Here is a 25,764-nt window from a genome sequence, read left to right as displayed (position 1 = left end):
CTCTATCTGCTCATTTGACCAAGGAGGCCGGCCCATGGCCCTGCTGATCACCGACCAGTGCATCAATTGCGACGTCTGCGAGCAGGAATGCCCCAACGAGGCCATCACCCAGGGTGACGAGATCTTCGTGGTCGATCCCGACCGCTGCACCGAATGCGTCGGCCACTACGACCGCCCTCAATGCATCGAGCATTGCCCGGTGGACTGCATCATCATCGATCCTGACCGGGTGGAGAGCCGGGACGAATTGCTGGTGAAGTATCGGGACGTGATGGGGCTGGCGGGGTAGCCGGCTGCGGACCTTCATATATTGGCCTTTACGGCTGCCTTCCCGCCGGCAGGCTTAGAGTGAATGTGCTCCCCTGGTCGATCTGACTTTCCAAGGTGATTTGGCCATGATGGCCTTCCGCGATGCGTCGAACCAGGTAAAGGCCGAGGCCCGTGCCGCTTTTATGACTGGAGCGTTCAGAGCGGAAGAATTTCTGGAAAATGCGTTCCTTGTCCTCCTCTGCGATGCCCATCCCCTGATCCTGCACGCTAAGGCTCACCGTGCCGCAACGCTCGGCCAGGCGGAGGTGGACAGGTCGGCCCGATGGGGAATACTTGGCGGCATTATCCAGGAGATTGGCCACAGCCACGCGCAACAGCGGGAAGACACCATCGACGATGGGCTGCCCCTTGATCTCCATATGCAGTTCGTGGTTGGGATAGGACGTTCGGCGTTCATTGCACAGATCACCCACCAACTTGGCCATATCCACGGGTGGGCGGCTGGTGACCAGTACAGAGGTATCGAGGAGGTCATCGGCCAGCAGCGCCTCGATCATGAGCTGCATCCGCAAGGCCGCCTTGGAAATCTTGCCGGCTTCGATGCGGGTATCTTCGGGATTGTCCGGAAATCGCTGGAGCAGTTCGGCGGCGGCCGAGATGATGCTCAGCGGCGTCTTGATCTCGTGACTCATCATGGACAGAAATTCTGTCTTGGCGCAGGCCGCCTCTTCGGCCTTGGCCCTCGCCTGTTCCGCGGCGCGACGTTGGCGATAGAGCGCCAGATGAGTGGAAACGCGGGCGCGCAGCAGGGGAGGGCTGATGGGTTTGGTGATATAGTCCACCGCTCCCACGGCAAAGCCGGTCGCCTCGTCCTCGGCCGCTTCCATGGCGGTAATGAAGATCACCGGCACATCGACCAGATCCAGATCCTGTTTCAGCCGGCGGCAGGTTTCATAGCCGTCCAGGCCCGGCATCAGAACGTCCAACAGAATAATATCGGGCGGCGTCTGTCGGGCCAAAGCCATGCCCGCTTCCCCGTTCACCGCAAGGCGGACACGGTGATCGGGGCTCAGCACATGCTTCATCAGTTCGAGACTTTCCGGACTGTCGTCGATGACCAGGATATTGGGCAGCGGGGTCATCATGGCACCGTCTTGAAAGGCACCGTCCGGGCGATGACGTCCAGCAAGTGATTTCGGGAATAGGGTTTCAACACCACGTCATCCATGCCGGCTTCCAGGCAAAGAGCGCGATCCTCATCCAGTGCGGCACCGGTCAGGGCGATGATCGGCGTTCTTCCCTTGGCGCCGGGCAAGGCGCGTATCCGCCGCGAAGCCTCCAGCCCCCCGAGGCCGCGCATACGAACATCCATCAGGACCAGGTCAAAACATCCCTCGGCAACCGCCGATATCGCGGCTTCACCGTCGGACACGGTATGAACGGTGTGCCCGCGGCTGGTCAGCATGGCCTGGGCGACCTTCTGGTTCAGCGGATTGTCGTCGGCCACAAGGATGTTGAGTTCGGCACCCTTGGCGGGAGATCTGGGCTCGGCCACCTGCTCAAGGCGGCCCGGCAGCAGGGGGAGGTCCAGGGTGAAGACGCTGCCTTGGCCCAGCGTGCTGGCCGCTTCGACGGTTCCTTCCATCAACTCGGCCAGGCGGCGGCAGATGGACAGTCCCAGGCCCGTTCCGCCGAAGCGCCGACTGATGGAAGAATCCTGCTGGGTGAAATCCGCAAACAGAGTGGGCAGAACGTCGGGAACAATGCCGATGCCGGTATCACTCACCTTGAACATTAACCTGCCGGGGCTGCCGGGGCTTACGGTTAGCTCTACCCCACCGGTTTCGGTGAACTTGACGGCGTTGCCCACCAGATTGAGCAGAATCTGGGACAACCGCATGGAATCACCCTGAACCACCTCGGGGATCGTCGGATCCACGCGCAGGCTTAAGGTCAGTCCCTTTTCCGTGGCGCGTGAATTCATCAAGGCAACCACGCCCTCTGCCATCTGGCCAAGATGGAACGGCCTGACTTCAAGCGAAAGCTTGCCTGCATCGCTTTTGATCACGTCGAGGGCATCGTTGAGTATGGCCAGAAGAGCATCGCCGGCGGAGTGGAGGACGCGGACATAACCGTCCTGCTCACCATCCAGGCGGGTTTCGCGCAGCAGACCCAGGGTGCCCAGCATACCCGTCAACGGCGTGCGGATTTCGTGGCTCATGAAGGCCAGAAATTCCGCTTTGACACGGGCTTCCTGCTCGGCTTTCTCCCGTGCCTGTTCCAATTGCCGACGCTGACGCGCCAACTTCAGATGGGTGGCGACGCGTGCTTTGAGCAGGGGTGGGCTGATGGGTTTCGTGATGTAATCGACCGCGCCGGCCCGGAAGCCTTTTTCCTCGTCTTCCTCCGCGTAGAGCGAGGAAATGAAGATCACCGGCACGTCGGCCAGGGCCGGTTCGGCTTTCAGCCGTCGGCAGACCTCGTAGCCATCCATGTCCGGCATCATCACATCCAACAGCACGATGTCCGGGGCGGCCTGGGAGGCCAGCCGAAGGGCGGGATCGCCGCCGATGGCCACGCGCACCCGATATTCCCCCCCCAGAACCGACTTCATCAGTTCCAGGCTGTCTGGACTGTCGTCGACGACCAGGACGGAGGCGGGGTCGCTCATGCCGCCTCTCCGTCGAGGATGGCGGCAAGGCGCTTTTCGGCGGCAGAGGAATCTCCCCTGCGCAGGGCGCCCAGGGCATCTTTGGCGGCACACTGCAGGTCAACCAGATCCAGATGGCTTTTGACCCTGTTCAGGACCACCGGGGCGCTGACCGGCTTGGTGATATAGTCCACCGCGCCCGCGGCAAACCCCTTGCCGTCATCCATGGATTCGGCGAGAGCCGTCACCAGTACCACCGGGATATGGCGGAGCGCGGTATCCGCCATCATCCTTTCGCACACCTCATACCCGTTCAGGCCGGGCATCATCACATCCAGCAAGACGATATCGGGAGGCGCGGCGGCAGCCAGGCGCAAGGCGGCCTCACCATTGATGGCGGCCTTGACCTTGTAATGGGGGGCCAGGATCGCCTTCAGCAGATCCAGGTTTTCCGGCGTGTCATCGACGATCAGAACCGTGCGTTGAACGGTGCTCACAATGACACCCCCCATTCCTTGGCCGCTGTGGTGAGTTCATCGTAGGCGCCGAAGAAATCATAACCAGCGGCTTTCTGCTGGACCTTGGCCAAGGCGGTCTGCAAGCTCGGATTCTCGGTCAGAAACTCGCTCAGAATTTCGGCTGCGTCCGCCTCTCCCTCCTGCAACAGGGCTGCCACCTGTGCCAGCCGGGCCTTGGCCGCCTCGGTCAGGGACACCGGCGCGCCCACGGCATTTTCGCCCGCCGGCTCCGTCTTCTCACCCAGCAGGCCATTGAGTTCGTCCAGGACCGGGGCTAGAGCGCCGCACACCGCGTCCAGGGCGCTCTGCACCTCGGCTGCCCCCGCGTTAGTGCGGCAGAGCTGTTCCAGCACGCCGGCCCTACTGGCCACATCGGTTGCCTCCACCGTGGCCGCCAATCCTTTCAGGGTGTGGGCCAGGCGCTCGCCCGCGCGCGCATCCGCATCGTCTCTGGCGGCGGAAAAGGCGGCACGGAAATCCAGATTGCCATCACGGAACTTGCGCAACAGGCGGGCGTAAAGACCTGCATTACCCTGGGCGCGGCGCAGACCGGCTTCAAACCTGATATGGCGGAGGCTGGAAAAGTCGCCCCCCGACTCGTCAACGGGCGACGCGGGCATCCGCAGAGGCGAGGCCGCGAGGCCGGGATGCGCGGGCTTGATCCAGCGGGCCATTGTGGACAGCAGGCGCGAAGTATCGATGGGCTTGGTGATGTGGTCGTTCATCCCCGATTCCAGGCACCGTTCACGGTCGCCTTCCATGGCGTTGGCGGTCATGGCGATGATTGGCAGGGTGGCGTGAACGGGATTGGCGCGGATGGCGCGTGTCGCCTCATAGCCGTCCATCACCGGCATCTGGCAATCCATCAGCACACCGTCGAAGCGACTCTCTTCCAGTTTCGCCAGTGCGTCGCGGCCGTTATGGGCGGCTTCGGCGACGATACCGGCTCCGGCCAGGATTTCCATGGCGAGTTCCTGGTTGATCTCGTTGTCCTCAACCAGCAAGACGCGGGCGCCGACCAGACTGGAGATGGTTGGAGCCGCCTGAGCCTGCAGTTCACTCCCCATGGACGCGGTCGGCAAATTACGGCCCAGCAATCCCAGAACCGTCTCCAGCAAAGCCGAGGGGCTGACCGGCTTGACCAGAAAACCGCTCAATCCCACTTCGCTCGCCTTGTGCATGATCTCTTCCCGGCCATAAGCCGTGACCATCACCATGATCGGCGAGGTGGTTATGGTCTCGTCGCCGGCGATGCGACGGGCCGCCTCGATGCCATCCAGTCCGGGCATCATGTAATCCATCAGGACCAGATCGTAATCCGGCTCGCCGGCCAGTGCGACCCGCCTCAGTTCGGCGATAGCCTCCTCGCCGCTGGCGGCGTGGGCGACCGAACAGCCATAACCGCTCAGCACGGTTTCCAGCAATTCGCGCGATGCCTCGTTGTCATCGACCACCAGAACCCGGATACCCGCCAGGGCGGAAGCCTGCTCGGCATAGGTCTCGGCGTCGGCCGGTTTCTTGAATATGGCCAAGAAATGGAAGGTGCTGCCCAAGCCTGGTTGGGATTCCACCGTTATATCGCCGCCCATCAGCCGGGCAATCTGTTTGGAGATGGCCAAGCCCAGGCCGGTACCGCCGAAACGCCTGGTGGTCGAGGAATCCGCCTGTGAAAAGGCCCCGAACAGGCGGCTGCACTGTTCGGCGCTCATGCCGATTCCGGTGTCGCGCACATGGACCAGCAGACCGACGCGACCATTTTCGTCACTGTCGGGCTCGACCGATACCACCACTTCGCCTTGCTGGGTGAACTTCAAGGCGTTGCCGATCAGATTGATCAGGACCTGACTGAGGCGGAGGGGATCGCCGATCAACCGCCTGGGCAAATGGGGATCGACACCGAACAGCAGTTCCAGCCCCTTCTCTTGCGCCTTCACCATGGAGATGTCGGCCACGTGGGTGATGACGTCGTCCAGAACGAACTCCACCTCCTCAATGGACAGCTTTCCGGCCTCGATCTTGGAGAAGTCCAAGATGTCGTTGATGATGCGAAGCAGTGCCCGCGCCGAGTTGTGCGACTTTTGCAGATAATTACGCTGCTTGGTGCTGAGCTCCGTCTTCAGGCACAATTCCGTCATCCCCAGAACCGCGTTCATGGGCGTGCGGATTTCGTGACTCATATTCGCCAGAAATTCGCCTTTGGCATGGGTGGCGGCCTCGGCCGCGGCGCGGGCATCGGTCAGTTCGGCGGTGCGCATGGCGATCTGCGCGCTCATGGTGTTGAAGGCCGCGATGGCGCGCCCCATCTCGTCGGCGGAATCCCATTCCAGCACGACTTGACCGCCACCTTGTTCAGTTTCACGGATTGCGGTCAGCAGCCGGTGCAGCGGGCGCCCTATGATCAGTTTGAAGGCGAGCAGCGCCGCTATGGCGGTAACCAGCACGCTGACCGCCGTCAAGGCGAGATAGCGCAACATCTCATGGTGCAGTTGCGCTTCACCGATCAGCGTGCTGTAGCCGAGCGACAGCGCCCCCACCAGCTTGCCCTCGTGATATACGGGGACGCTCAGGATGCCGTCGGCCTCTGCTCGGCCTTGGACGCAGCCCGGGCTTGGCCAGGACAGCACGGTGCGGGTGAGTTCCACCATCACCTCGGCGCAGACCAGCTCAGGCGTGACCGACATGGCCTCGACCAGCGCCTGGGCCAGTTCAGTCTCGACGTTATAGAGCGGACGGGCCAGAACGGAGGACTGGCGTATCGCCAGGGATTGCATGCTGCTGATCAGGTCGTCGCGCAGTTCCGACCGCTTCACCGAATAGAGCGACACAGAGAATATGGCGCCGCAAGCCACGAGCAAGGGAACGGTGACAATCAGAAATTTGGCCGCCAGACTGGAAATGGAGTTCCACGGCCCAGACGCCCGGCGTGTACCGCCGCTTCCCTGTCCTAGCATGTCCCGACCATGTTCATCTCGACCATTTGCCAGTATGCTTCCATACCAAGGTATGGATAATATAATGAGGAATTGCTTGTGGGGGCGCCAGAGATGCATTTGCTACGAATTGTGACGGCGATTGGTCTCCTTTTTGCCCCGGCGGCGCAAGCCGCCACAAAACTTCAGTTTGTCATTCCCTCTGCGGCCACTGGCGATTCCAACCGACTCTTTTTCGAACTTGCCCGTAACTTCCAGCAGTCTGCTCCGGACGTTAGCGTCGAGGTCGTAACACTGTCCAGTTATGACGAGGTGGTCGGGCGGGTGAAAAGCGATGCCGCGGCCAAGCGCAGCGCCGGACTGTTTGTGGCCGAACTGTCCACGACGATCGAGTTGCAGCAATCGGGCGCCATCCTGCCCATGGGCCCGGCCATGGGGGCGGAATTCGATGCCTTCAAGGCGGGCCTGCTCCCCAGTTTCCTTGGCAACAGCAGCCACGGCGGCGTCTTCCTGTCCGCGCCCTATTTCCGCTCCATGCCTGTCGCCTATTACAACATGGAGAGCCTGGCCTCGGTGGGGTACGGCCCGGATCAGCTGCCCAACAGCTGGACCGAATTCGAAGCCATGCTGGAAAAGCTGACGGCCAAATCCGGGCGTCCGTCCTTTGCCCTGGGCGGCGAATGGTACGACTGGCTGTTCGAGGCGCTGGCCGCCACAACAGGCGACGGATTACACGGCGATATTGCCGGGCTTGGCCTGAACTCATCGGGATCGATTGAGGCCCTGACGCTATTGCAGCGGCTGCACAAGAAAGGTCTTCTGGTCCGCTCGCCGGGCTGGAAGGGCACCATCAACGCATTCTCGTCGGGGGCTTTCCCGGTGGCCTTTTATTCCAGCGGCGGTGCCGGGCTGGTGGAAAAGGCCGCCCGCTTCCCCTGGATCACCACCCATATCCCCCGCCATTCCGGCAAAAGTGTCCCCGTCGGAGGCGGAAACCTGTTCCTGTCGGCCCATATGAGCAGCGAGGAACAGGCCGCCGCCTTGCGCTTTATCCGCTATCTCTACTCGCCTCAGGCGCAAGCGATCCTAAGCGAGCAGACCGGCTATTTCCCGGTGACGCAAGCTGCGTTCAACGAGCCGGCCATGGCCGGCCGATATGGCCAGGCAGGCGCCTATCGCCGCCTTTACGCCAACCTCCCCAATGCTTCGGCGAAGCTGATGACGGCAAACAATCTGAAGGTTCGCGCCCTGACCAAGGCTGCCATCGATCGAACCTTGGATGAAGGCATGAATCCCGCGGACTCGCTTGCCCGGGCTTACCGCGAGGTCAGCACCCTAATGGGGCATTAGGGTCGGTATCCACTGAGCCCATCGCTCCCAAATGGCGGCCTTCGAACTGTACGTGTTGGCGATGACCTGCCTTGGGAAAGTTCCTTCCTGATTGAAGTAGAGTCCTGCCTATCAGAGGACGGCCGACATGAAGCGCAGCAGGTTCAGTGAAGAGATGGGGAACCGAAGACCACATCTTTCCCGATTTCAGCCCTCTGCCGCCGAGAGCGCCTGATCCAGGTCACGGATCAGGTCTTGGACGCTTTCGAGCCCCACCGACAGGCGGATGACGTCGGGGCCAGCGCCGGCCGCTATTCGCTGTTCATCCGAATGGGAGAGCAGCCGAACGCCCTCATCTTGATGCCCGCCTCGTGCGCCACCTTCGCCACCGCCTCCAGATTGCATGCGAATTCAGCGGTGAAACACCGCTCTTTTCAAGAGGGAAGGGCTAAACGGGCGGAGCGGGCCAAGGCCCGGCCCAGATCGGCGACAATCCTGAGGGTTCCCATTTTCCGGTGGCCATGGGGATGGCATTTCGGGGCAAAGCTGATACCTTCCTGCGCCGCCGCCCGGCATGACATCGGGGCGATCTCGCCAAAACCGAGGGCCCTGAAGCGACAGCTTCGGGGGCCACTCTCATTCCCAGGTAAGTTCATGATCCGCCTCGAGAACATCAGCAAGCAGAACAGCCACCGCATCCTCTTCCTCGATTCCTCTGCGGCGCTCAACCGGGGGGAAAAGGTCGGTCTGGTCGGCCCCAACGGTGCGGGCAAGACCACGCTGTTTCGGATGATCACCGGAGACGAGCTTCCCGATGCCGGTCAGGTCTCGGTCGAGAAGCTGATCACCATCGGCTATTTCGACCAGGACGTGGGCGAGATGGCGGGGCGCAGCGCCGTCGCCGAGGTGATGGACGGGGCCGGGCCGGTCAGCAGCGTGGCGGCCGAGCTGGCCGAGCTGGAGGCGGCCATGTGCGACCCCGACCGCGCCGACGAGATGGATGCCATCGTCGAGCGCTATGGCGAGGTGCAGGCCCGTTTCGAGGAACTGGGCGGCTACGAGCTGGAGGGACGGGCGCGCGAAGTGCTGGCGGGCCTCTCGTTCAGCCAGGAGATGATGGATGCGGACGTGGGCAAGCTGTCGGGCGGCTGGAAGATGCGGGTGGCGCTGGGGCGCATCCTGCTGATGCGGCCCGACGTCATGCTGCTGGACGAGCCCAGCAACCATCTGGACATCGAAAGCCTGATCTGGCTGGAGGATTTCCTCAAGGGCTTCGACGGCGCCTTGCTGATGACGTCCCACGACCGCGAGTTCCTCAACCGTATCGTCAACAAGATCATCGAGATCGATGGCGGCTCGCTCAACACCTATGCCGGCGACTACGTCTTCTACGAGCGCCAGCGGGCACTGAACGAGAAGCAGCAGCAGGCCCAGTTTGAACGCCAGCAGGCCATGCTGGCCAAGGAGCTGAAGTTCATCGAGCGCTTCAAGGCCCGCGCCTCCCACGCCGCCCAGGTGCAGAGCCGGGTGAAGAAGCTGGACAAGATCGAACGCTTCGAGCCCCCCCGGCGCCGCCAGACGGTGGTCTTCGACTTCCCGCCGGCACCCCGCTCGGGCGAGGACGTGGCGGTGCTGAAGAACGTCCACAAGGCCTATGGCGGCCGGATCATCTATGACGGGCTCGACCTCACCATCCGCCGCAAGGAGCGCTGGTGCGTCATGGGGGTCAACGGGGCGGGCAAGTCGACGCTGCTGAAGCTGGTGGCCGGCGCCGCCGACCCCGACAGCGGGACCGTGACGGTGGGGGCCAGCGTCAGGATGGGCTATTTCTCCCAGCACGCCATGGAGTTGCTCGACGGCGACGCCACGGTGTTCGAATCCCTGGAAAGCGCCTTTCCCCAGGCCAACCAGGGATCACTGCGCGCCCTGGCCGGCTGCTTCGGCTTTTCCGGCGACGACGTGGAGAAGAAGTGCCGGGTGCTGTCGGGCGGCGAGAAGGCCCGTCTGGTGATGGCCATCATGCTGTTCAACCCGCCCAACTTCCTGGTGCTGGACGAACCCACCAACCACCTGGATCTCGACACCAAGCAGATGCTGATCAAGGCCCTGGCGGCCTATGAGGGCACCATGCTGTTCGTCTCCCACGACCGCCATTTCCTGGCGGCGCTGTCCAACCGGGTGCTGGAACTGACGCCCGAGGGCATCCACCAGTACGCCGGCGGCTACACCGAATACGTGGAAAGCTCGGGACACGAGGCGCCGGGACTGCGGAGCTGAGGGGGCGGCCGCGAACGGCGTTGCGATCCCGATAAGGCGGGATTGGGACGACGATTGTGATGAATTGAGGAGAAGAGATGGTGGGCGATGTAGGGATTGAACCTACGACCCCACCCGTGTGAAGGGTGTGCTCTCCCGCTGAGCTAATCGCCCATCTCTTCCATCAGAGGCTTGCCTCCGTATTCCCTTGGCGGAGCGGACCGCCGGGGAAGGGCCGCTTTATATGGCGCGCCGCCGGACCTGTCAAGCGGGCTTTCACGCGGTTTCGCGGTCGATGACGCGAATAGTCTCCGGCGGCTGGTAGCTATCGAGCAGGGCGAGCAGGGTGTCGGGGTCGTGGTGGACCGCGGTCATCCGGCGGTGGCGGGGCTTGACGAAGCCTTCGCCGGCCATGTGGTCGAGAAAGGCGTGCAGGCGCTCGTAATAGCCCGCCACGTCCAGAAAGCCCAGGGGCTTGGCGTGCAGGCCCAACTGGCCCCAGGTCCAGATCTCGAACAGTTCCTCGAGCGTGCCGATGCCGCCGGGCAGGGCGATGAAGGCGTCGGACAGCTCGGCCATGGTCGCCTTGCGCTCGTGCATGCTGGCCACCACCCGAAGTTCCGTCAGTTCGGGGTGGCCCACCTCCCATTTCAGCATGGATTCGGGAATGACGCCGATCACCTGTCCGCCCGCCTCCAGGGCGGCGTCGGCCAGGATGCCCATCAGGCCCACATTGCCGCCGCCATAGACCAGGGTCTGGCCGCGCCCGGCCAGCAGGCGGCCCAGCCGCACCGCCGCCTCGGCATAGGCCGGATTGGCGCCGGAATTGGAGCCGCAGAAGACACAGATCCGCTTCATGTCAGCCCCCTTCGGCCAGGATCTTGGCGAAGGCGCGCACCGCCGCCTCGGGGCCTTCGGCGTGGTTCCACACGCCGCCCGACACCGCCAGGAAATCGGCGCCCGCCGTCACCAGGGGGCGGCAGTTCTCCACCGTGATGCCGCCGATGGCGACGCAGGGCACGGTGAACAGGCCGTGCCACCAGTCCAGGATGTCGATGTCGGCGCGGGTTGGCGCATCCTTGGTCTCGGTGGGGAAGAAGGCCCCGAAGGCCACGTAATCGGCTCCGGCCTCGCCGGCCTCCATGGCCAGGTGCCGCGAATCGTGGCAGGTGACGCCGACGATGCCCTCGGGGCCCACCGCCTGGCGGGCCGCCTTGTACGAGGCGTCGGTCTGGCCCACATGCACGCCGTCGCACCCCGTCTCGAAGGCCAGGTCGGGGCGGTCGTTCAACAGCACCGCCACGCCGCGCCGCTGGGCGGGCGGGCGCAGCACGTCCACCACGCGGGCGATGGTGTCGTCGTCCAGGCCCTTCAGGCGAATCTGCAGGCAGGCGACGTCGCCGGCATCCAGGGTGGCCTCCAGGGTCTTGACCCATTCGAAGGGCTTTTCGATGACCGGAGGGGTGATCAGGTAGAGGCGGCAGGAATCGGCGGAAATGGCGGGCCTCGTCATGGCGAAGGGTTAAGGATGATTGCGCCCACCATGGCACCGTGGCGATTGTGGCGCAACTGCCCTGATCTGCCTTGAAAGAATCACAATTCGTCCCTTATTCCGCCACGGGCGGGAGCGACCTTGATGTCTACCGAACGGGCCATGACGGCCTTCGGCAAACGAGATAGAGAAAAGGAAGCCTCCCATGCGTGCCACCCGTTTCCTCGCCACCGCCCTCGTCGCCGCCTCGCTGCTCCCCGTGGCCGCGTGGGCCCAGGGCAGCACGTCGACCACCACCACCGTCCCCGCCGCCCCGGCCGCCACCAGCCAGACCACCGGCGCCGCCGCCGCCAAGATGGAAAAGGGCAAGAGCGACGCCGCCCACGCCAAGAAGGACGCCAAGGACCACGGCAAGAAGGCCGCCACCGCCGCCACTCCGGCGACGCCCGCGACCCCCGCCACTCCCGCCGCTCCGGCGACGGCCAAGTAGGACCCCACACATGACGACGGCCCCCTTCCCGGCGCGAGGAAGGGGGCCGTTGATGTCTGTGCTTCAGCCCAGCGCGGAGAGCAGGCTGCCGGCGTTGCCGGCCAGGCCGCCGCCGGCCTTGGCGCCGCCGCCCAGATAGTCCAGCAGGCTGGACCCCCGGCCCAGCAGCGAGCCCAGCACCGTCACCTGCGAGGATATGGCCCCCTTGTTGCCGAGATAGGGCCGGATGGCGTCGTCCATGCCCTTGGCGGCCTGGGCCACCAGGGATTGCACGGCGGCCGGGTCCTTGCCCAGCGCCTGGGCCAGGATGGACTGGTCGATGGAAAGCGTACCGTTCTTCTCCACCGAGATGCCGATATCGGCCAGCGTCGAGACCTCGCCGCCGGTGGAATAGCCGGCCATGGCGGCATCGCCGATGCGCTTGAACATGCCGGCGGCGAGATTGGCGTTGGCCGCCAGTTCGCCCTTGTCGCCGGTCATCTCGACGATGGCCTGCTGCAGCCCGTTGAAGGATTTCATCATCGTCCGGATCGTGTCGGTCAGCGATGATTTCGGCACGCTCTGCGTCCCCGTCTGGGTGAAGGCCGCCGTGGTGCCGAAGGCCACCGGCACATCGGTGTTGGAAGGCCAGGTGAAGTCGGTGCCGTCGATGGTGTAGAAGGCGTCCTGGGCCTCGCTGGTGATGGTGAGCGGCGAGAGGTTGGGCCGCGACGGGTCGAATTCCAGTTCGCCGAGGCCCGACAGGGAGAAGGCCTTGGCCGCGCCCGTATCCTTGCCGCTGATCTCCAGCTCGAAGCCGCCGCCCGATTCCACCACCTGGGCGGACAGGCCGATTGCGGCGGCGTTGATGGATTTGGCGATATCGTTCAGCGAGCCGCCGGTGATGGCGATCTCCACCGGTTCGCCCGTGGCGTTGAAGGCCCCGGTCTCGCTGTCCAGCTCGCCCAGCAGCACCTGAAGGGTGCCGGTGCCCAGCGACACCGAATCGGGATCGCCGAACAGCGAGGTCACCAGAGTCTGGGCCTGGGCAAGCTGCTTCACCTCCACCTGGACGGACCCGGCGCCGCCCGAATCCGCGGCGTGGGCGGCCACCGACTGAAGTTCGCCGCCCACCTGGGCACCCAAGGTGGCGAGGCGGGTATAGCCCATCATGGCCTGTCCGCTCTGGGCCGAGCCCAGGGACAGGGAATAGGCCTCGTCGCGCCCCAGGCTCAGCGGGCTGGCCAGGGCATTGGCGGTGCTGGGGGACGTCGCCGTGCCCTCACCCTTCTGGGTCGGGTTGGCGTATTGCTTCAGCAGGCCGGCAAGGGCGGTCGGCAGGGCGGAAACGGCGTTGGTGCTCATGGCCTTGTGCTCCGGGGCGCGAGCGGCGCCCGCTGAAGAGAGAATCCTTGCGGATTGCTCAAGCAATGACCGTGCCATCGCTTAATGCATTGATATTGCTGCGCTTGTATCGCGGGCGGAGGTGCGGAAGGCGGCAAAATTTGCCGATGTGGCGCTGCTTGAACTCGAGTTTTCCGTCATGGCCGGACTTGTTCCGGCCATCCACGCGGTTCCGTCTGGACGTTCTATGACGCGCTGAAGCTGGCGGATGGACGTGGATGCCCGGCACAAGGCCGGGCATGACGTCTCAGGGACATGACATGAGGTGCCGCCAATGGCGCAGCAGCATGTCCAGTTTGGCCAGCACCAGCTTGGCCTCGGCGATTTCCAGGTCGAGGAAGGCTTCCACCGAGCGTCCGGCCAGCATGGCCTGGCGGGCGCCCGAGACCAGCCGGGCGCCGGCGGCAAGCCGCAAGCCGCTCAAGGAATCGCCCACCATCACCGGCTGGCCGATATGGCAGGCCAGGGCGGCGAGGCGGCGGTCCCGTTCCCGCGCTCCTGCCGGCAGCAGGGCCGAGACGTCGCGGTTGAGCCAGAGATGAAGGCGGCGCAGGTCTTCCATGCCCAGCGACGCCTTGGCCTTGGGCGGGGTGGCGGCGAAGGTGAGGATGGTGGCCAGCCCGTCCCAGGACGAGGCGTCGCCGCGCTCAGGGGCCGGGCAGGGCAGCAGGCGCAGGCGGGGCGCGGCCTCGATGGCGGCGCGGATCGAGGCCAGGAAGCGCTCCAGGATGCGCCGCGCCTCGGGTGGCGGCACGGCGTGGAAGGCGGCCATCTCCCACAGCGCCGCCCACCAGCGCATCAACAGGCCGATATTGGGCTCGCCGCCCATGGGCCGGCACCAGTTCTCCCAGGAATTGGGCCAGCAATGGCGTTCGGTATAGGCGTTGTAGCCCTGGGGCAGGGCGGCCTGGCCCAGCAGCACCCGTCCGCCGATGGCGGGCGGCACCAGCAGCGCGCCGGCGAAGGGCGGGCCGGTGAAGAACTTGGACCCGGTGACGATGACCATGAAGCCGTGGCCGAGATAGAGGGCGACGCTTTCCCTGGACAGGCGGAGCTGGGAGGCGTCCACCACCACGTCCAGATGGCCGGCGAAGCGCCGGGCCAGATCCATGGTGAAATGGGCGCTGGGCGCCACCAGCCCGGTCTTGGAGGTGTCGAGCAGATGGAGCAGCACCCGGCGGCCCCGCGCCACCTCGCGCTCCACCAGCGCCTCGGCGGCCCGGTCGATCTCGGCCACGGCCAGGGGCGATCCCGCCTCGTCGCGGACCTGCAGGATGGCCAATTCCACCCGGGCGGCGGTGGCCGCGTCCACGGCCGCGTCCACCATCACATGATGGCCCATGGCGGTGGTGGCGTTGTAATGGCGGCCCGATGCCGCCTGCAGCACGTTGCTGGCGGTTTCCCGGGGGGCGATGACGATGCTGGTGAGCGGCCGGCTGTCGGCGGCCAGGGCCAGATGCAGGGCGTAGAACTCGGCGTCGGTGCCCGACGGGGTGACGATGGCCTCGGTGCCCGGCACCATGCCGCACTGGCGGGGAATTTCGGCCCGCACCTCGTCCATGGCGGCGGCGTATTCCGCGTCCAGGCGGCCGGACCGGGCGGCATCGGCCAGGCGGCGGCGCAACGTTTCCACATGGGCGAAGGCGCCATCGGATACCGAGGTGGCGGTGGTGGAGGCGAAGGTGATGGCCCAGGGTCGGGGCTTGGGCGAGCAGCCGTAGCGGTTCAGCCCGCTGCCGGGATCGACCCGCAGCCGCTCGTCGCCGCCGGTGGTGAGCCAAAGGTCGGTGGGTCCGTCCAGGTTCATGATCAGGACGTCTTGGACTGCTTGACCCGCCGCAGCATGTCCTGGAAAGCCTTGAAGATGCGGCGCATCTGCGGGGCCTTGTAGGGGAAGATGTCGGGCGGGTCCATGGCGTGGACGATCATGGCGGTGTCGGCCTCGAACACCAGCAATTCGCCCTCGGGCGTCTCGGCGCAATCCATGGCGAAATAGTCGAGCCCGATGCGTTCGGCCATGGCGGCGAAGGCGCCGGCGTGGCGGGCGGCGAAGTCCTCGTCGAAGGTGGCGAAGGCGCGGGCTTCCTCGGCGCGCTTCTCGGCGCTTTCGCGCATGTCGGCGTTGAGGTAGTGGATCATCCAGTGGTCGGACACCGCCATGTGGCAGACATAGGGCTTTCCGTCGATCATGGCGATGCGGTACTTGCGGAACATGCCGCCCTCGCCGCGATAGTCCACGAAGCTGGACAGGTAATAGGCCTCGGCCGGATGGGCGGCGAGGTAGAGGCCGATGGTCGACGGCGCATCCAGCTTGGCCAGTCCCTTGCCTGCATGGGAATCCACCGGCCGCGCGATGACCGGGAAACTGCCGTCGGGCAGGAGGTCGGACAGCGCGGCTTCACCCCGGCCCAGGCGGGCCAGGTCTTGCGGATCAACGCGGGTGGTGGCCGGGATGCGGATGCCGGGCGCCCCGGCCAGCAGGGTGCTCACCCCGTCGCGGGACAATTGCAGCACCTTGCGCGGGTCGTTGAGCACCGGCGGGCAGGGCCACAGATCGGCGAAGGCGGCGATGCGCTCGAGAATCTCGCGGTTGGCCTCGGATTCCCCGACGATGACCATGGCCATGTCGTGGCCGGGCACCCGCTCGGGCAGATCCTCGCCCGGCACCACGAACAGCAGGTCCAGGCGGATGTCGGAGTCTTCGAGCAGGAACTGGATGGGCACGTTAGACATCAGGTTGCCCGGCGCGGCGAAGGCCAGCAGCCGGATCGCGCCGTCATCGCCGTCGGCGGCGTCGGTCGGCTCGCGATAGACCTGATCGAGCGCCAGGGCGCGCTCCTGGTAGGTCAGCCCGGCCTCCTCGTGTCCCAGCAGGAAATGGATGGTGGCAAGGTCGAGCAGGGCGGCGGCATCGCTGTGGTCGGCCTCGCTCCGCTTCAAAAGCTCAATGGCCGACGGCACCATGTTCTCGCCATGAAAGGCCATGGTGGTCAAGCGGGCCATGCCCATGGATTGGGGCGGCCAAGGCCTGTCCTGTCCTGCGGTCACGGGGATTCCTTGGGCAATGGGACGCTCTAGACTACCTGGAAATGGTTAAGCATTACTTCGCCGACATGGCCAGAATTGCGTCGATCATTTTGTCGACATCGCCTTGCCTGGTGCGGTGATTGACGATGGCGGCGCGGATGGCCGGTTTTCCGTCGATGGTGGTGGTGGAGGGGGCGGCGATGCCGGCCTCGTGCAGATCGGCGGCGATTTGGGCGGAATCCATGCCGGGACGGTGGAAGCAGACGATGTTGAGCGCCACCGGGGCCAGCAATTCCAGCGCTTGCTCGGCTTCGACGCGGGCGGCGAGGTGACGGGCCACCCGGCAGCAGCGCGCCATGGCGGCGCCCAGCGCGTCCATGCCGTGGGCCTTCAGCGTCACCCAGGTCTTCAAGGCCCTAAAGCCCCTGGACAGGTCGGGGCCGTAATCGCAGGGCCAGGGCGAGCCGGCGGCCAGGCCCCGCGTCTCGCGCCTCAGGTAAGCGGCGGGCGAGGCGAAGGCGGCCCGGTGAGCCTCGCCGTCACGGACCAGCAGGTAGCCCGCGTCATAGGGCACCTGTCCCCATTTGTGGAAATCGAAGGCGATGGAATCCGAGCGCTCGATGCCGGCCAGCAGCGGCGCCAGTTCGGGCGACATCATGCCCAGCGCCCCGAAGGCGCCGTCCACGTGGAACCACAATCCTTCGGCGGCGGCGAAACCGGCCAGGGCGTCCAGATCGTCCACGGCCCCCACGTCCACCGTTCCGGCGCTGCCGACCACCATGAAGGGCCGCCGCCCGGCGGCGCGGTCGGCCGCCACCGCCTGGCGCAGCGCCTCCATGTCGAGGCGGTGGGTGGAATCGGTGGGCAGCAGGCGCAGCGCATCCGCTCCCAGCCCGCTCATCTCGAAGGCCTGGGGGATGCAGCCATGGGCGGCGCGCGAGGCATAGGCGACCAGCCCCTCGGCCCCGGACAGGCCGGTCCGCCGGATGCCGCTCCCCAGCGCCCTGGTCCGCGCCACCAGCAGGGCCAGGAAATTGGCCATGGAGGTTCCGGTGACGAACAGGCCGCTGGCTCCCTCGGGGTAGCCGAACAGCCGGCGCATCCAGCGCAGGATCTGGCGCTCCACCTCCATGGGCGCGTGGTCGCGGCCGCCCAGATTGGCGTTGAGGCCGCCGGCCATCATCTCGGCCAGCATGCCCTCCGCCGTGCCGGCGCCATGGACCCAGCCCATGAAGCCGGGATGGACGTTGCCGGGGCCGAAAGGCTCGACCAGGGTGCGGAACTCGGCGTCGATGGCGGCAAGCTCCTGGGCGGCCTTGGGCGGGGGAGCGTCGAAGGCGGTCCGCACCTCGGGCGGCATGGGCGTCCAGACCGGGCGTATGCGCACATCCCGGATGAAGTCCAGGCTTTCGTCCAGCATGCGGTGGGCCTGGGCGCGCAAGGCGTCCCAGTCGGCGGGGTCGAGGCCGGGATCGAGGGCCTCGCCCATGGCCGTCAGTGTGGCCTGGGGGTGGCCGGCCATCATCAGGTGTCCGGCCTGCTCCAGCACCACGGCGCGGCCCCGGGGCAGGTGGGCGGCCAGGGCGCGTCCGGCCTCGGGCGCGGCCATGCGGTCCTGGCCGCCGATGATCACGGTGGCGGGGCAGCGGACCCTCGCGGCGGCGGCCTCGCCCCCGTCATAGGCGTTGCAGGCGGAAAGGTCGGCGTGCAGCACGCCGGGCGCGGTTTCGGCCAGATGGGCGGCGGTCCCGGTGATCAGTTCCGGCGGGGCGGGCGGCTCCTTGGGGAACCCCCATTTGGCGATCAGGGCGCAGGCGGCGGCGGGATCGTCGCGGGCCATGTCCAGCAGCGCCTGGTTGACCGGCATGGATGCGGCGGCCCCCAGCAGCAGCAGGGAACGCACCCGGCCGGGATGGCGGGCGGCGCAATCGAGCGCGGCCAGCGCCCCCATGGAATGGCCGGCCAGAACCGCTTGCTCGAGCCCGGCGGCGCCCAGGAAACCGGCCAGCCAGTCGGCCAGGGCGGGAATGCTGCCCACGGACGGGCCTTGCGAGGCGCCGTGGCCGGGCAGATCGGGGACCAGGACGCGCCAGCCCTGGGCGGCCAGCCCCTCGGCGATGCCGTTCCAGGTGGCGTGGCTGCCGCCGGCGCCGTGGGCCAGCACCAGCGCCGGGGCGGAGTCATCGCCGAACGCCGCGGCGAACACCGCCTTGCCTTGAACCGTGACGTTCATTCCGTCTTTCCTCCCCGTCCAGTGCGTCACTTTAGGAAGGCTGGCGAAAGGCGGCAAGGCCGCTATAGTTTCCTTCGGACCTTCCATGGGAGACGCATGTGCGTGCCAGCGACAGCCTGATCGATCATGTCCTCAAGACGGTGCGGACCATCGCCGTGGTGGGCGTCAGCAACAATCCCTCGCGCCCCAGCCATTACGTCGCCGCCTATCTCCAGCAGTGCGGCTATCGCGTCGTGCCGGTCAATCCCGGCCTGGAGGGGCAGGAGTTCCTGGGCGAGACGGTCTACAGGGATCTGAAGTCCATTCCGTTTCCGGTGGACATGGTGGACATCTTCCGCAATTCGGATGCCGCCGGCCCCATCACCGACGAGGCCATCGCCATCGGCGCCAAGGTGGTCTGGATGCAACTGGACGTGATCAACGAGGAGGCGGCCGGCCGCGCCGAGGCGGCGGGACTGGCGGTGGTGATGGACCGCTGCCCCAAGATCGAACTGGGCCGGCGTCGGGGCTAGATATCCGCCGCCGCCATGTTGTCGGCGACGATACGCTCCGCCGGGAAGATGACGGTGACCGTGGTGCCGCGCCCCGGCGCGCTGTCCAAGGTCAATGTTCCGCCATGGGCCATGACCAGCGCCTTGGTCAGCGGCAGGCCGAGGCCGCTGCCTTCGTATTTGCGCGACAATCTGGTGTCGGCCTGGACGAAGGGTTCCATCACCAGCCGCATTTCCTCGGGCGTCATGCCGATACCGGAATCGGTCACCGTGATGGTGAAGCCGGCATTGGTGACGCGGGCGCCGATGGTGACCTTGCCGCCTTCGTCGGTGAACTTCACCGCGTTTGAGCCCAGGTTGAGGATGATCTGGCGCAACCGCCGCTCGTCGGCCAGCAGCAGCGGCAGCGAGGGGGGCAGATCCTCGGCCAGGCTGATGCCGGCATTGTCGGCCCGGCGGCTGAGCAGCCGTATGGCGGTGCGGATCATGTCGGGGACATGCACCGCCGCCTCCATCAGGTCGGTCATCCCGGCCTCGGCCTTGGACATGTCCAGGATGTCGTTGATCAGTTCAAGCAAGTGCTGGCCGCTTTCGTGGATGTCGTCCACATAGGTGCGGTAGCTGGCCGGTTCCAGCGGGCCGAAGATCTCGTGCTTCATCATCTCGGAAAAGCCGATGATGGCGTTCAAGGGCGTGCGCAGTTCGTGGCTGATATTGGCCAGGAAGGTGTTCTTGGCCCGGTTGCCGCGTTCGGCTTCGTCCTTGGCGTCGCGCAGAGTCTGTTCGGTGCGCTTCCTGAAGGTGACGTCGGTGAAGCTGAGGATCAGCCCGCCGCCCGGCATGGACGAGGACCGGACTTCCATGATGATGCCGCTGGGGGCGAAATGCTCGAACACCATTTCCGGGCGTTCGCGGATGCTTTCCGCCAGGTCGGCGGTCAACTGGGCGCTCTGCTGGCCGGGCGGAGTGTCGTTGGCGGCCAGCAGCGCCATGAACAGCGAGATGTCGATGGTGCCGGGCGTGATCTCGGCATTGGGCAGGCCCAGCATGCGGATCGCCGATTCGTTCAGCGCGATCAGGGCGTCGTCCGAGGCGAACACCGCGACGCCCTGGGGCATGTTGTCGATGATGGCCTGCAGCCGGTCCGCCTCCTGGCGCAGGCGGTGCTGGCTGTCGATCAGCGCCTGTTCATTGGCTTTGCGCTCGCTGATGTCGCGGATCACGCCGATGAAGGTCAGCATGTCGCCCTGCTGCATCTCGGCGATGGCCAGTTCCATGGGAAAGCGCGTGCCGTCGCGGCGTAAGCCCTCCACCTCGCGCCCCGCCTGGCCGATCTTGCGGATTCCGGTTTCGAGATAGGAGCGGATGTAGCCGTCATGGGCGCTCCGATGGGGATCGGGCATCAGCATGCTGACGTTGCGCCCCACCACCTGATCGGCGGTCCAGCCGAACAGGCGTTCGGCCGCCGGATTGAAGCTTAAGACCGTGCCCGTCTCGTCGATGGTGACGATGCCGTCCACCACGGTGTCCATCACGCCCTTCAGCCAGGACACGGTGCCTTCCAGCGAGATCTGGGCCTGCTTGCGCGGCGTGATGTCGCGCAGGATGCGCAGCTGGCCGCCGTCCTGGGTGGCGTAGGCGGCGACGCTGATCCATTGTCCGTCGCGGAACTTGTCGTCGCTGGCGGTGGCGTCGGTCAGCCCGCGACCCGACATCTTGCGCCCCAGCCAGTCGCCGCCCTTGTTCTCGCGGCGGGCCAACTCGGCCATCAGATCATCGAAGCGGGCGCCGGGAACGATCAGATCGCGGATGGGCGACAGCAACTGGCGATAACGCTCGTTGCAGGTGATCAGCAGATTGCCCGAATCGTAAAGGGCGACGCCGTCGCGGCTGTTGCCCAGGGCCTCGACCAGCAGTCGCTGGGCGTCCAGCGCCGCCTCCCCGCTTGCGGGAGGGCGGACGCGGCGGCGGCCGAGAGCGAACAGCGTCGCCGCCGCTCCCACCGCCATGCCGGCCAAGGCCGCCTCGACCCCCGCGAAGGGCATGTTCCGCTCCTATTCGTCGTAGGAGGCGAGACAGGCGAAGGGGACGTCCAGTTCCTTGAGCCGCTGCTTGCCGGGCAGGAAGGCCAGATCGATGATGGTGGCCGCGCCGGTGACGTGGGCGCCGATCTTGCGCAGCAGTTCGACGCCGGCCGCCATGGTGCCGCCGGTGGCCAGCAGATCGTCGAGGATCACCACCCGCTTGCCTTCCTCGATGGCGCCCTTCTGAATCTCGATGGTGTCAGTGCCGTATTCCAGGGCGTAGTCGTGGCGGATGGTCTCGCCCGGCAGCTTGCCCTTCTTGCGCAGCATGACGAAGCCGCAGCCCAGCTTCAGCGCCAGGGGCGCCGCCACCAGGAAGCCGCGCGATTCGATGCCGGCCAGCACGTCGGGCTGGAACTTGATGATGTCGCGGGCCAGACGGCCCATGGCCACCTGCCAGGCGTCGGGATGGGCCAGCAGGGTGGAGATGTCGTAGAACAGGATGCCCGGCTTGGGGAAGTCGGGAACGCCCCTGATATGGTCCTTGATATTCATGACGGCACTCGGTGTTGCGGTTGCGGGAGTATGGTAGACCCAGCCTTGATCCGGGTCAAAGTAACAACGGCAGAAGGGCTTTTTCCACCGCGTCCAGCGGAATGGCCTCCATGGCCTCGCCGCCGAAATCCTGGGCGCGGAGAATGGCCGCCCGGCGGGTGTGGGGCGCGAATTTGTGGGCGGCGGTGGGGCCGAACAGCGAGACCAGCGGAATGTCGGCTGCGCCCAGCATGTGGCCGGTGCCGCTGTCGTTGGCCACCGCCGCCGCCAGCCGGCGGCCCAGCGCGATGGTCAGCATGGGGGTGAGCTTCGCCGCATCTTGCAGCGGCAGCAAGGCCTGGGGCAGGGCGGCCCGGATGGTGGCGGCCCAATCCTCGGCCTCGGCGGGGCCCAGCAGGAAGACCGGCACCGTGTCCTTCAGCCCGGCGGCCAGCGCGATGTAGCGCTCCAGCGGCCAGCATTTCCAGCGCCCGCCGGCGCCGGGAGCCAGGCCCACATAGCGCGGCCCGGCGGGCAGCAGGCGCTCGGCCTCGGCCTCGATGGCCGGGTCGCGGGGCAGGGGCGAGGTTTCGGTCACCGTGCGGCCCGCCGCGGCTTCCACCAGCTGCATCAGCTGGCCGATCATGGCCGGCGGCCGGGTGGTATCGGCGGGCTTGCCGTCCGAGAACAGGAAGCCGGCGGTGGCCGAGATGAAGCGGCCGTGGCGGATACGCTTCAACACCAGGGTGGTCAGGCCCCGCCGCTGGGTGTCGATGATCAGGTCGAACGAGCGGCCGGGCAGGGGGCGGCGGCCCACCAGTTCCAAAGGCCGCTCACCGATGCGGGTGAAGGGGAGGATCTCGTCGATCAGGCCGGTGACCAGCGGCGCCAGGAGGTCCTCGAACACCGTCGGCCCCTTGCCCGACATCCAGGTGATGCGGGCTTTGGGGAAGGCGGCGCGCAAGGCCCGGATGAACGGCAGCTTGATCAAGCCGTCGCCTACCGCGTCCAGGCCGACATAAACCAGGATGGAGTTACACGGAGAGGCTGGCATGCTCCCCTCCCATGTCATCCAGAGCGCAAGCGAGGGATCTCCGCCTGGGCTGCTCTTGCCGGGTAGGCCCCGCCGGAGCAGGCGGAGATTCCTCCTCCCGATGGTCGTCGGAATGACAAAAAAGATCAGGCATCGCGGATGAGGGCACGGTTGCCTTCGACGGTGACGCGGCCCTCGGCCAGCAGGCGCAGAGCCTCGGGATAGGCCTTGTGTTCCTGCTCCAGCACCCGGGCGGCCAGCGTGTCCTCGTCGTCTTGAGCCAGAACGGGAACCGCCTTCTGCACCAGGATGGGGCCGTCGTCCAGTTCCGGCGTCACCAGATGGACGGTGCAGCCGTGCAGCTTGACCCCCGCCTCGATGGCGCGGCGGTGAGTGTGCAACCCCTTGAACGAGGGGAGAAGCGCGGGGTGGATGTTGATCATCCTGCCCCGCCAGCCTTCGGCGAAGGGCGTGGACAGCAGCCGCATGAAGCCGGCCAGGCAGACGATCTCGATGCCGGCGGCGCGCAGCGCCTTGTCCATCTCGGCATCGAAGGCCTCGCGCGAGGCAAAGCCCTTGTGGGGAATGGTCAGCGTCGGCACCCCGGCCTTCTCTGCCCGCTCCAGGGCGTAGACGCCGGGCACGTTGGAGATCACCAGAGCGATCTCGGCCGGGAAGGAGGGGTCGGCGCAGGCGTCGAGCAGGGCCTGGAGATTGCTGCCCCGGCCCGAGACCAGAACGCCGACCTTCTTCTTCTTGATGCTCATCATCCTCGATCCTTGACCGTCATCCTGAGCGTCGCGAAGGATCTTTCAGGCGAGGCTGCGTGAAAGATCCCTCGGCTTCGCCTCGGGATGACAAGCGGGCGCTAGATCCAATCGTTCTGGTTCAGCACCTGGGACTGGGCTTCGTCGCCCTTGCGCGCGCGGATGCGGCCGATGCGCACCACGGTCTCGCCATGCGCGCCTAAGATGCGGGCGGCCTCGTCGGCCTTGGAGGCTGCGACCACCACCACCATGCCGATGCCGCAATTGAAGGTGCGCGCCATCTCATGGGCGGCGACGCCGCCGCCCGAAGCCAGCCACTTGAATACGGGCGGCAGGGCCCAGGCGGAGCCGTCGATCTCGGCGACCACGCCTTCGGGCAGGACGCGCGGCACGTTCTCGATCAGGCCGCCGCCGGTGATGTGGGCCATGGCCTTCACCGTGCCGGCCTTGATGGCGGCCAGGGTGCTTTTGACGTAGATGCGGGTGGGCTCCAGCAGGGCCTCGCCCAGCTTGCGGCCCGGCGCGAAGGGGGCTTCGGCGTCGTAGGACAGGCCGCCACGCTCCACGATGCGGCGCACCAGGGAATAGCCGTTGGAATGCACGCCCGACGAGGCGAGGCCCAGCAGCACGTCGCCCTCGGCCACGTCTTCACGGGGCAGCAGGGCGTCGCGCTCGGCGGCGCCCACGGAAAAGCCGGCCAGGTCGTAATCGCCGTCGGAATACATGCCGGGCATCTCGGCCGTCTCACCGCCCACCAGGGCGCAGCCGGCCTGGCGGCAGCCCTCGGCGATGCCCGATACGATGGCGGTGCCCGCCTTCACGTCCAGCTTGCCGGTGGCGAAATAGTCGAGGAAGAACAGCGGCTCGGCGCCCTGGACCACCAGATCGTTGACGCACATGGCCACCAGGTCGATGCCCACGGTGTCGTGCTTGCCCGCCTCGATGGCGACGCGCAGCTTGGTGCCGACGCCGTCGGTGGACGACACCAGGATCGGGTCCTTGAACCCGGCGGCCTTGAGGTCGAACAGCGCGCCGAAACCGCCGAGGCCGGCGGCGCCCCCCGAACGGGCGGTGGACTTGGCGAGCGGCTTGATGGCCTCGACCAGGGCTTCGCCGGCGTCGATGTCGACGCCCGCATCGCGGTAGGTCAGGCCGGTGCTTTTATCTTGCGCGGGAATGGGCTTCCTCGTGGGCATGGGTGTGGTATGGTCTCGGCGAAAATCGAGTGGGTCAAAATACTTCATCCCGGACGGTTTGCAATGTCTTCTCGCGGTCTCCGGCTCGGCTGGCTGGTCCTTGTTGTCGTGCTGCTGGCGCTTCCCGGCGCCTCCATGGCCGCCGACGCCTTCGCCGTGCGCGGCATCGAGGTGGACGTCACCGCCCAGGGCGTGGCGGCGGCCAAGGAACAGGCCATCGCCGAGGCGGAGAAGATCGGCTTTAGGCGCCTGCTCGAACGCCTGACCATGCCCGCCGACCACGGCCGGCTGCCCCATGCCGACGCGCTGCAATACGTGCGCGACGTGGCCATCGAGCACGAGCGCTCGTCGTCGGTGCGCTACATCGCCACGCTAACCGTCCGCTACAATCCGCAGGCGGTGAAGAAGCTGCTGCAGGGCGCCGGCGTCAAGTACGCCGAACCCCGGCCCCGTCCGGTGGTGATCGTGCCGGTGTTCCGGCCCATCGGGACCGGCCGGGCGCTGTTGTGGGACGATCCCAATCCGTGGCGGGCCGCGTGGCTGGCCCAGGGCAGCGGCGGGCTGGTGCCGCTGGCGGTGCCCACCGGCGACATCGCCGACGTGCAATCCGTTCCGGTGGAAAAGGCGCTGGCCGGCGATTCCGAGGCGCTGGCCGGTCTCGGCGCCCGTTTCCGCACCCCCGACGTGCTGGTGATGACCGCCATGGTCAACGGCGCCGCCAATGCCGTCGAGGTGACCGCCACCGGCATGCCCGGGGTGATGAAGCCCTTCGACACCCGCACCTATCCCATCGGCGAGGCCGGCCTGGACGCGGTGCTGCGCCACGCCGCCGCCGAGGCCGCCCAGACCCTGGACAACGCCTACAAGCAGTCGAACCTCTTGTCCTTCGACCGGGCGGCGTCCATGGCGGTGATGGCGCCGCTCAAGGGGCTCGACGACTGGCTGGCGGTGCGCGAGCGCCTGGGCCGCGTCACCCTGGTGCGTCGCTGGGAGATCGTCTCTCTCTCCAAGGAAGAGGCGGCCCTGATGCTGCACACGGTGGGCGAGCCCGAGCAGGTGAAGACCACCTTGGGCGCCGCCGGCCTGCTGCTGGATTGGAACGACGGGTTCTGGGTGATGCGGCTCAAGGGGGTGCCATGAG

At 66.4% G+C, this 25,764-nt stretch carries 22 protein-coding genes and 1 tRNA gene; 6 read left to right on the top strand and 17 right to left on the bottom strand.

Going from position 1 to position 25,764, the window contains the following annotated elements:
* Window positions 1-34 precede the first annotated feature (34 nt).
* Entirely contained in the window at window positions 35-289 is a 255-nt protein-coding gene (locus WV31_RS09820; protein WP_085373379.1) for a YfhL family 4Fe-4S dicluster ferredoxin, read from the top strand.
* A 28-nt stretch (window positions 290-317) separates the two neighbouring features.
* Here the strand turns inward: WV31_RS09820 and WV31_RS09815 are convergent, their stop codons facing one another.
* Genes WV31_RS09815 through WV31_RS09800 form a run of 4 tightly spaced genes read right to left on the bottom strand, consistent with a single transcriptional unit; the run spans window position 318 to window position 6,488 of the window.
* Window positions 318-1,415: a hybrid sensor histidine kinase/response regulator gene (locus tag WV31_RS09815; RefSeq protein ID WP_085373378.1), complete on the bottom strand. Its 1,098-nt coding sequence runs from the start codon at window positions 1,413-1,415 to the stop codon at window positions 318-320.
* Complete coding sequence (locus WV31_RS09810; protein ID WP_085373377.1) at window positions 1,412-2,941, bottom strand: response regulator; 1,530 nt, start codon at window positions 2,939-2,941, stop codon at window positions 1,412-1,414. Before WV31_RS09810 ends, WV31_RS09815 begins: the two co-directional genes overlap by 4 nt.
* Window positions 2,938-3,417, bottom strand: coding sequence for a response regulator (locus tag WV31_RS09805; protein WP_206072595.1), 480 nt, complete (start codon window positions 3,415-3,417; stop codon window positions 2,938-2,940). Before WV31_RS09805 ends, WV31_RS09810 begins: the two co-directional genes overlap by 4 nt.
* A complete protein-coding gene (locus WV31_RS09800; protein ID WP_085373375.1) occupies window positions 3,414-6,488 on the bottom strand; it encodes a response regulator in 3,075 nt (1,024 codons plus the stop codon). Before WV31_RS09800 ends, WV31_RS09805 begins: the two co-directional genes overlap by 4 nt.
* Here WV31_RS09800 and WV31_RS09795 point away from each other — a divergent pair.
* Window positions 6,483-7,718, top strand: coding sequence for an extracellular solute-binding protein (locus WV31_RS09795; RefSeq protein ID WP_085373374.1), 1,236 nt, complete (start codon window positions 6,483-6,485; stop codon window positions 7,716-7,718). The genes WV31_RS09800 and WV31_RS09795 overlap by 6 nt on opposite strands.
* 186 nt (window positions 7,719-7,904) lie before the next feature.
* Here the strand turns inward: WV31_RS09795 and WV31_RS22830 are convergent, their stop codons facing one another.
* Entirely contained in the window at window positions 7,905-8,102 is a 198-nt protein-coding gene (locus tag WV31_RS22830) for a PLP-dependent transferase (protein WP_085373373.1), read from the bottom strand.
* Between the two features lie 249 nt (window positions 8,103-8,351).
* Between WV31_RS22830 and WV31_RS09785 the strand changes: the two genes are divergently transcribed.
* A complete protein-coding gene (locus tag WV31_RS09785; RefSeq protein ID WP_085373372.1) occupies window positions 8,352-9,974 on the top strand; it encodes an ABC-F family ATP-binding cassette domain-containing protein in 1,623 nt (540 codons plus the stop codon).
* Window positions 9,975-10,052: 78 nt separating this feature from the next.
* Here the strand turns inward: WV31_RS09785 and WV31_RS09780 are convergent.
* The 3 genes from WV31_RS09780 to thiE form a co-directional block, all read right to left on the bottom strand.
* Window positions 10,053-10,127 (bottom strand) — tRNA-Val (locus tag WV31_RS09780).
* 102 nt (window positions 10,128-10,229) lie between these two features.
* A complete protein-coding gene (locus tag WV31_RS09775) occupies window positions 10,230-10,811 on the bottom strand; it encodes a TIGR00730 family Rossman fold protein (protein ID WP_085373371.1) in 582 nt (193 codons plus the stop codon).
* Window position 10,812: 1 nt separating this feature from the next.
* Window positions 10,813-11,466, bottom strand: coding sequence for a thiamine phosphate synthase (thiE, locus tag WV31_RS09770; RefSeq protein ID WP_145980792.1), 654 nt, complete (start codon window positions 11,464-11,466; stop codon window positions 10,813-10,815).
* A gap of 184 nt (window positions 11,467-11,650) precedes the next feature.
* On the opposite strand from thiE, the gene WV31_RS22030 reads away from it, so the two are divergent.
* A complete protein-coding gene (locus WV31_RS22030) occupies window positions 11,651-11,935 on the top strand; it encodes a hypothetical protein (RefSeq protein ID WP_168185890.1) in 285 nt (94 codons plus the stop codon).
* Window positions 11,936-11,998: 63 nt separating this feature from the next.
* On the opposite strand, the gene fliD is transcribed toward WV31_RS22030, so the two are convergent.
* From fliD to WV31_RS09745, 4 genes are all read right to left on the bottom strand, one after another.
* Window positions 11,999-13,279, bottom strand: coding sequence for a flagellar filament capping protein FliD (gene fliD, locus WV31_RS09760; protein ID WP_085373370.1), 1,281 nt, complete (start codon window positions 13,277-13,279; stop codon window positions 11,999-12,001).
* 286 nt (window positions 13,280-13,565) lie between these two features.
* Window positions 13,566-15,125 carry a hypothetical protein gene (locus WV31_RS09755; protein WP_085373369.1) on the bottom strand — a complete coding sequence of 520 codons (1,560 nt, stop codon included), beginning with the start codon at window positions 15,123-15,125 and terminating at the stop codon, window positions 13,566-13,568.
* A gap of 2 nt (window positions 15,126-15,127) precedes the next feature.
* Complete coding sequence (locus WV31_RS09750; protein ID WP_237051563.1) at window positions 15,128-16,366, bottom strand: ATP-grasp domain-containing protein; 1,239 nt, start codon at window positions 16,364-16,366, stop codon at window positions 15,128-15,130.
* Window positions 16,367-16,418: 52 nt separating this feature from the next.
* On the bottom strand, window positions 16,419-18,578 hold the full coding sequence (locus tag WV31_RS09745; protein WP_085373367.1) for an alpha/beta fold hydrolase: 2,160 nt from the start codon (window positions 18,576-18,578) through the stop codon (window positions 16,419-16,421).
* A gap of 98 nt (window positions 18,579-18,676) precedes the next feature.
* Between WV31_RS09745 and WV31_RS09740 the strand changes: the two genes are divergently transcribed.
* Window positions 18,677-19,090, top strand: a complete 414-nt coding sequence (locus WV31_RS09740) for a CoA-binding protein (protein ID WP_085373366.1) — start codon at window positions 18,677-18,679, stop codon at window positions 19,088-19,090.
* Here the strand turns inward: WV31_RS09740 and WV31_RS09735 are convergent.
* The 5 genes from WV31_RS09735 to purM form a co-directional block, all read right to left on the bottom strand.
* Entirely contained in the window at window positions 19,087-21,114 is a 2,028-nt protein-coding gene (locus tag WV31_RS09735) for a sensor histidine kinase (protein ID WP_085373365.1), read from the bottom strand. The two genes, WV31_RS09740 and WV31_RS09735, sit on opposite strands and share 4 nt — an antisense overlap.
* A gap of 9 nt (window positions 21,115-21,123) precedes the next feature.
* A complete protein-coding gene (locus WV31_RS09730) occupies window positions 21,124-21,648 on the bottom strand; it encodes an adenine phosphoribosyltransferase (RefSeq protein ID WP_085373364.1) in 525 nt (174 codons plus the stop codon).
* Window positions 21,649-21,703: 55 nt separating this feature from the next.
* Window positions 21,704-22,681: a glycosyltransferase family 9 protein gene (locus WV31_RS09725; protein WP_085373363.1), complete on the bottom strand. Its 978-nt coding sequence runs from the start codon at window positions 22,679-22,681 to the stop codon at window positions 21,704-21,706.
* Between the two features lie 125 nt (window positions 22,682-22,806).
* Window positions 22,807-23,427: a phosphoribosylglycinamide formyltransferase gene (gene purN / locus WV31_RS09720; RefSeq protein WP_145980968.1), complete on the bottom strand. Its 621-nt coding sequence runs from the start codon at window positions 23,425-23,427 to the stop codon at window positions 22,807-22,809.
* Between the two features lie 101 nt (window positions 23,428-23,528).
* Complete coding sequence (gene purM, locus WV31_RS09715; RefSeq protein WP_085373361.1) at window positions 23,529-24,623, bottom strand: phosphoribosylformylglycinamidine cyclo-ligase; 1,095 nt, start codon at window positions 24,621-24,623, stop codon at window positions 23,529-23,531.
* A 63-nt stretch (window positions 24,624-24,686) separates the two neighbouring features.
* Here purM and WV31_RS09710 point away from each other — a divergent pair, with 63 nt between their 5' ends.
* A complete protein-coding gene (locus tag WV31_RS09710) occupies window positions 24,687-25,763 on the top strand; it encodes a DUF2066 domain-containing protein (protein ID WP_085373360.1) in 1,077 nt (358 codons plus the stop codon).
* Window position 25,764: the final 1 nt, after the last annotated feature.

This window comes from Magnetospirillum sp. ME-1, from assembly GCF_002105535.1.
In the GTDB taxonomy this organism is placed as follows: domain Bacteria; phylum Pseudomonadota; class Alphaproteobacteria; order Rhodospirillales; family Magnetospirillaceae; genus Phaeospirillum.
The sequence above is the reverse complement of the archived record's forward strand: the minus strand, read 5'-3'. Positions and strand labels throughout refer to the sequence as shown.

Coding starts and splice junctions, on each gene's coding strand:
- WV31_RS22830 (WP_085373373.1), bottom strand. CDS start 8,102: ATGCAATCTGGAGGCGGTGGCGAAGGTGGCGCACGAGGCGGGCATCAA.
- WV31_RS09795 (WP_085373374.1), top strand. CDS start 6,483: ATGCATTTGCTACGAATTGTGACGGCGATTGGTCTCCTTTTTGCCCCG.
- WV31_RS09810 (WP_085373377.1), bottom strand. CDS start 2,941: ATGAGCGACCCCGCCTCCGTCCTGGTCGTCGACGACAGTCCAGACAGC.
- WV31_RS09710 (WP_085373360.1), top strand. CDS start 24,687: ATGTCTTCTCGCGGTCTCCGGCTCGGCTGGCTGGTCCTTGTTGTCGTG.
- purM (WP_085373361.1), bottom strand. CDS start 24,623: ATGCCCACGAGGAAGCCCATTCCCGCGCAAGATAAAAGCACCGGCCTG.
- WV31_RS09730 (WP_085373364.1), bottom strand. CDS start 21,648: ATGAATATCAAGGACCATATCAGGGGCGTTCCCGACTTCCCCAAGCCG.
- WV31_RS09735 (WP_085373365.1), bottom strand. CDS start 21,114: ATGCCCTTCGCGGGGGTCGAGGCGGCCTTGGCCGGCATGGCGGTGGGA.
- purN (WP_145980968.1), bottom strand. CDS start 23,427: ATGAGCATCAAGAAGAAGAAGGTCGGCGTTCTGGTCTCGGGCCGGGGC.
- WV31_RS22030 (WP_168185890.1), top strand. CDS start 11,651: ATGCGTGCCACCCGTTTCCTCGCCACCGCCCTCGTCGCCGCCTCGCTG.
- WV31_RS09755 (WP_085373369.1), bottom strand. CDS start 15,125: ATGAACCTGGACGGACCCACCGACCTTTGGCTCACCACCGGCGGCGAC.
- thiE (WP_145980792.1), bottom strand. CDS start 11,466: ATGACGAGGCCCGCCATTTCCGCCGATTCCTGCCGCCTCTACCTGATC.
- WV31_RS09785 (WP_085373372.1), top strand. CDS start 8,352: ATGATCCGCCTCGAGAACATCAGCAAGCAGAACAGCCACCGCATCCTC.
- WV31_RS09775 (WP_085373371.1), bottom strand. CDS start 10,811: ATGAAGCGGATCTGTGTCTTCTGCGGCTCCAATTCCGGCGCCAATCCG.
- WV31_RS09725 (WP_085373363.1), bottom strand. CDS start 22,681: ATGCCAGCCTCTCCGTGTAACTCCATCCTGGTTTATGTCGGCCTGGAC.
- WV31_RS09800 (WP_085373375.1), bottom strand. CDS start 6,488: ATGCATCTCTGGCGCCCCCACAAGCAATTCCTCATTATATTATCCATA.
- WV31_RS09745 (WP_085373367.1), bottom strand. CDS start 18,578: ATGAACGTCACGGTTCAAGGCAAGGCGGTGTTCGCCGCGGCGTTCGGC.
- WV31_RS09815 (WP_085373378.1), bottom strand. CDS start 1,415: ATGATGACCCCGCTGCCCAATATCCTGGTCATCGACGACAGTCCGGAA.
- fliD (WP_085373370.1), bottom strand. CDS start 13,279: ATGAGCACCAACGCCGTTTCCGCCCTGCCGACCGCCCTTGCCGGCCTG.
- WV31_RS09820 (WP_085373379.1), top strand. CDS start 35: ATGGCCCTGCTGATCACCGACCAGTGCATCAATTGCGACGTCTGCGAG.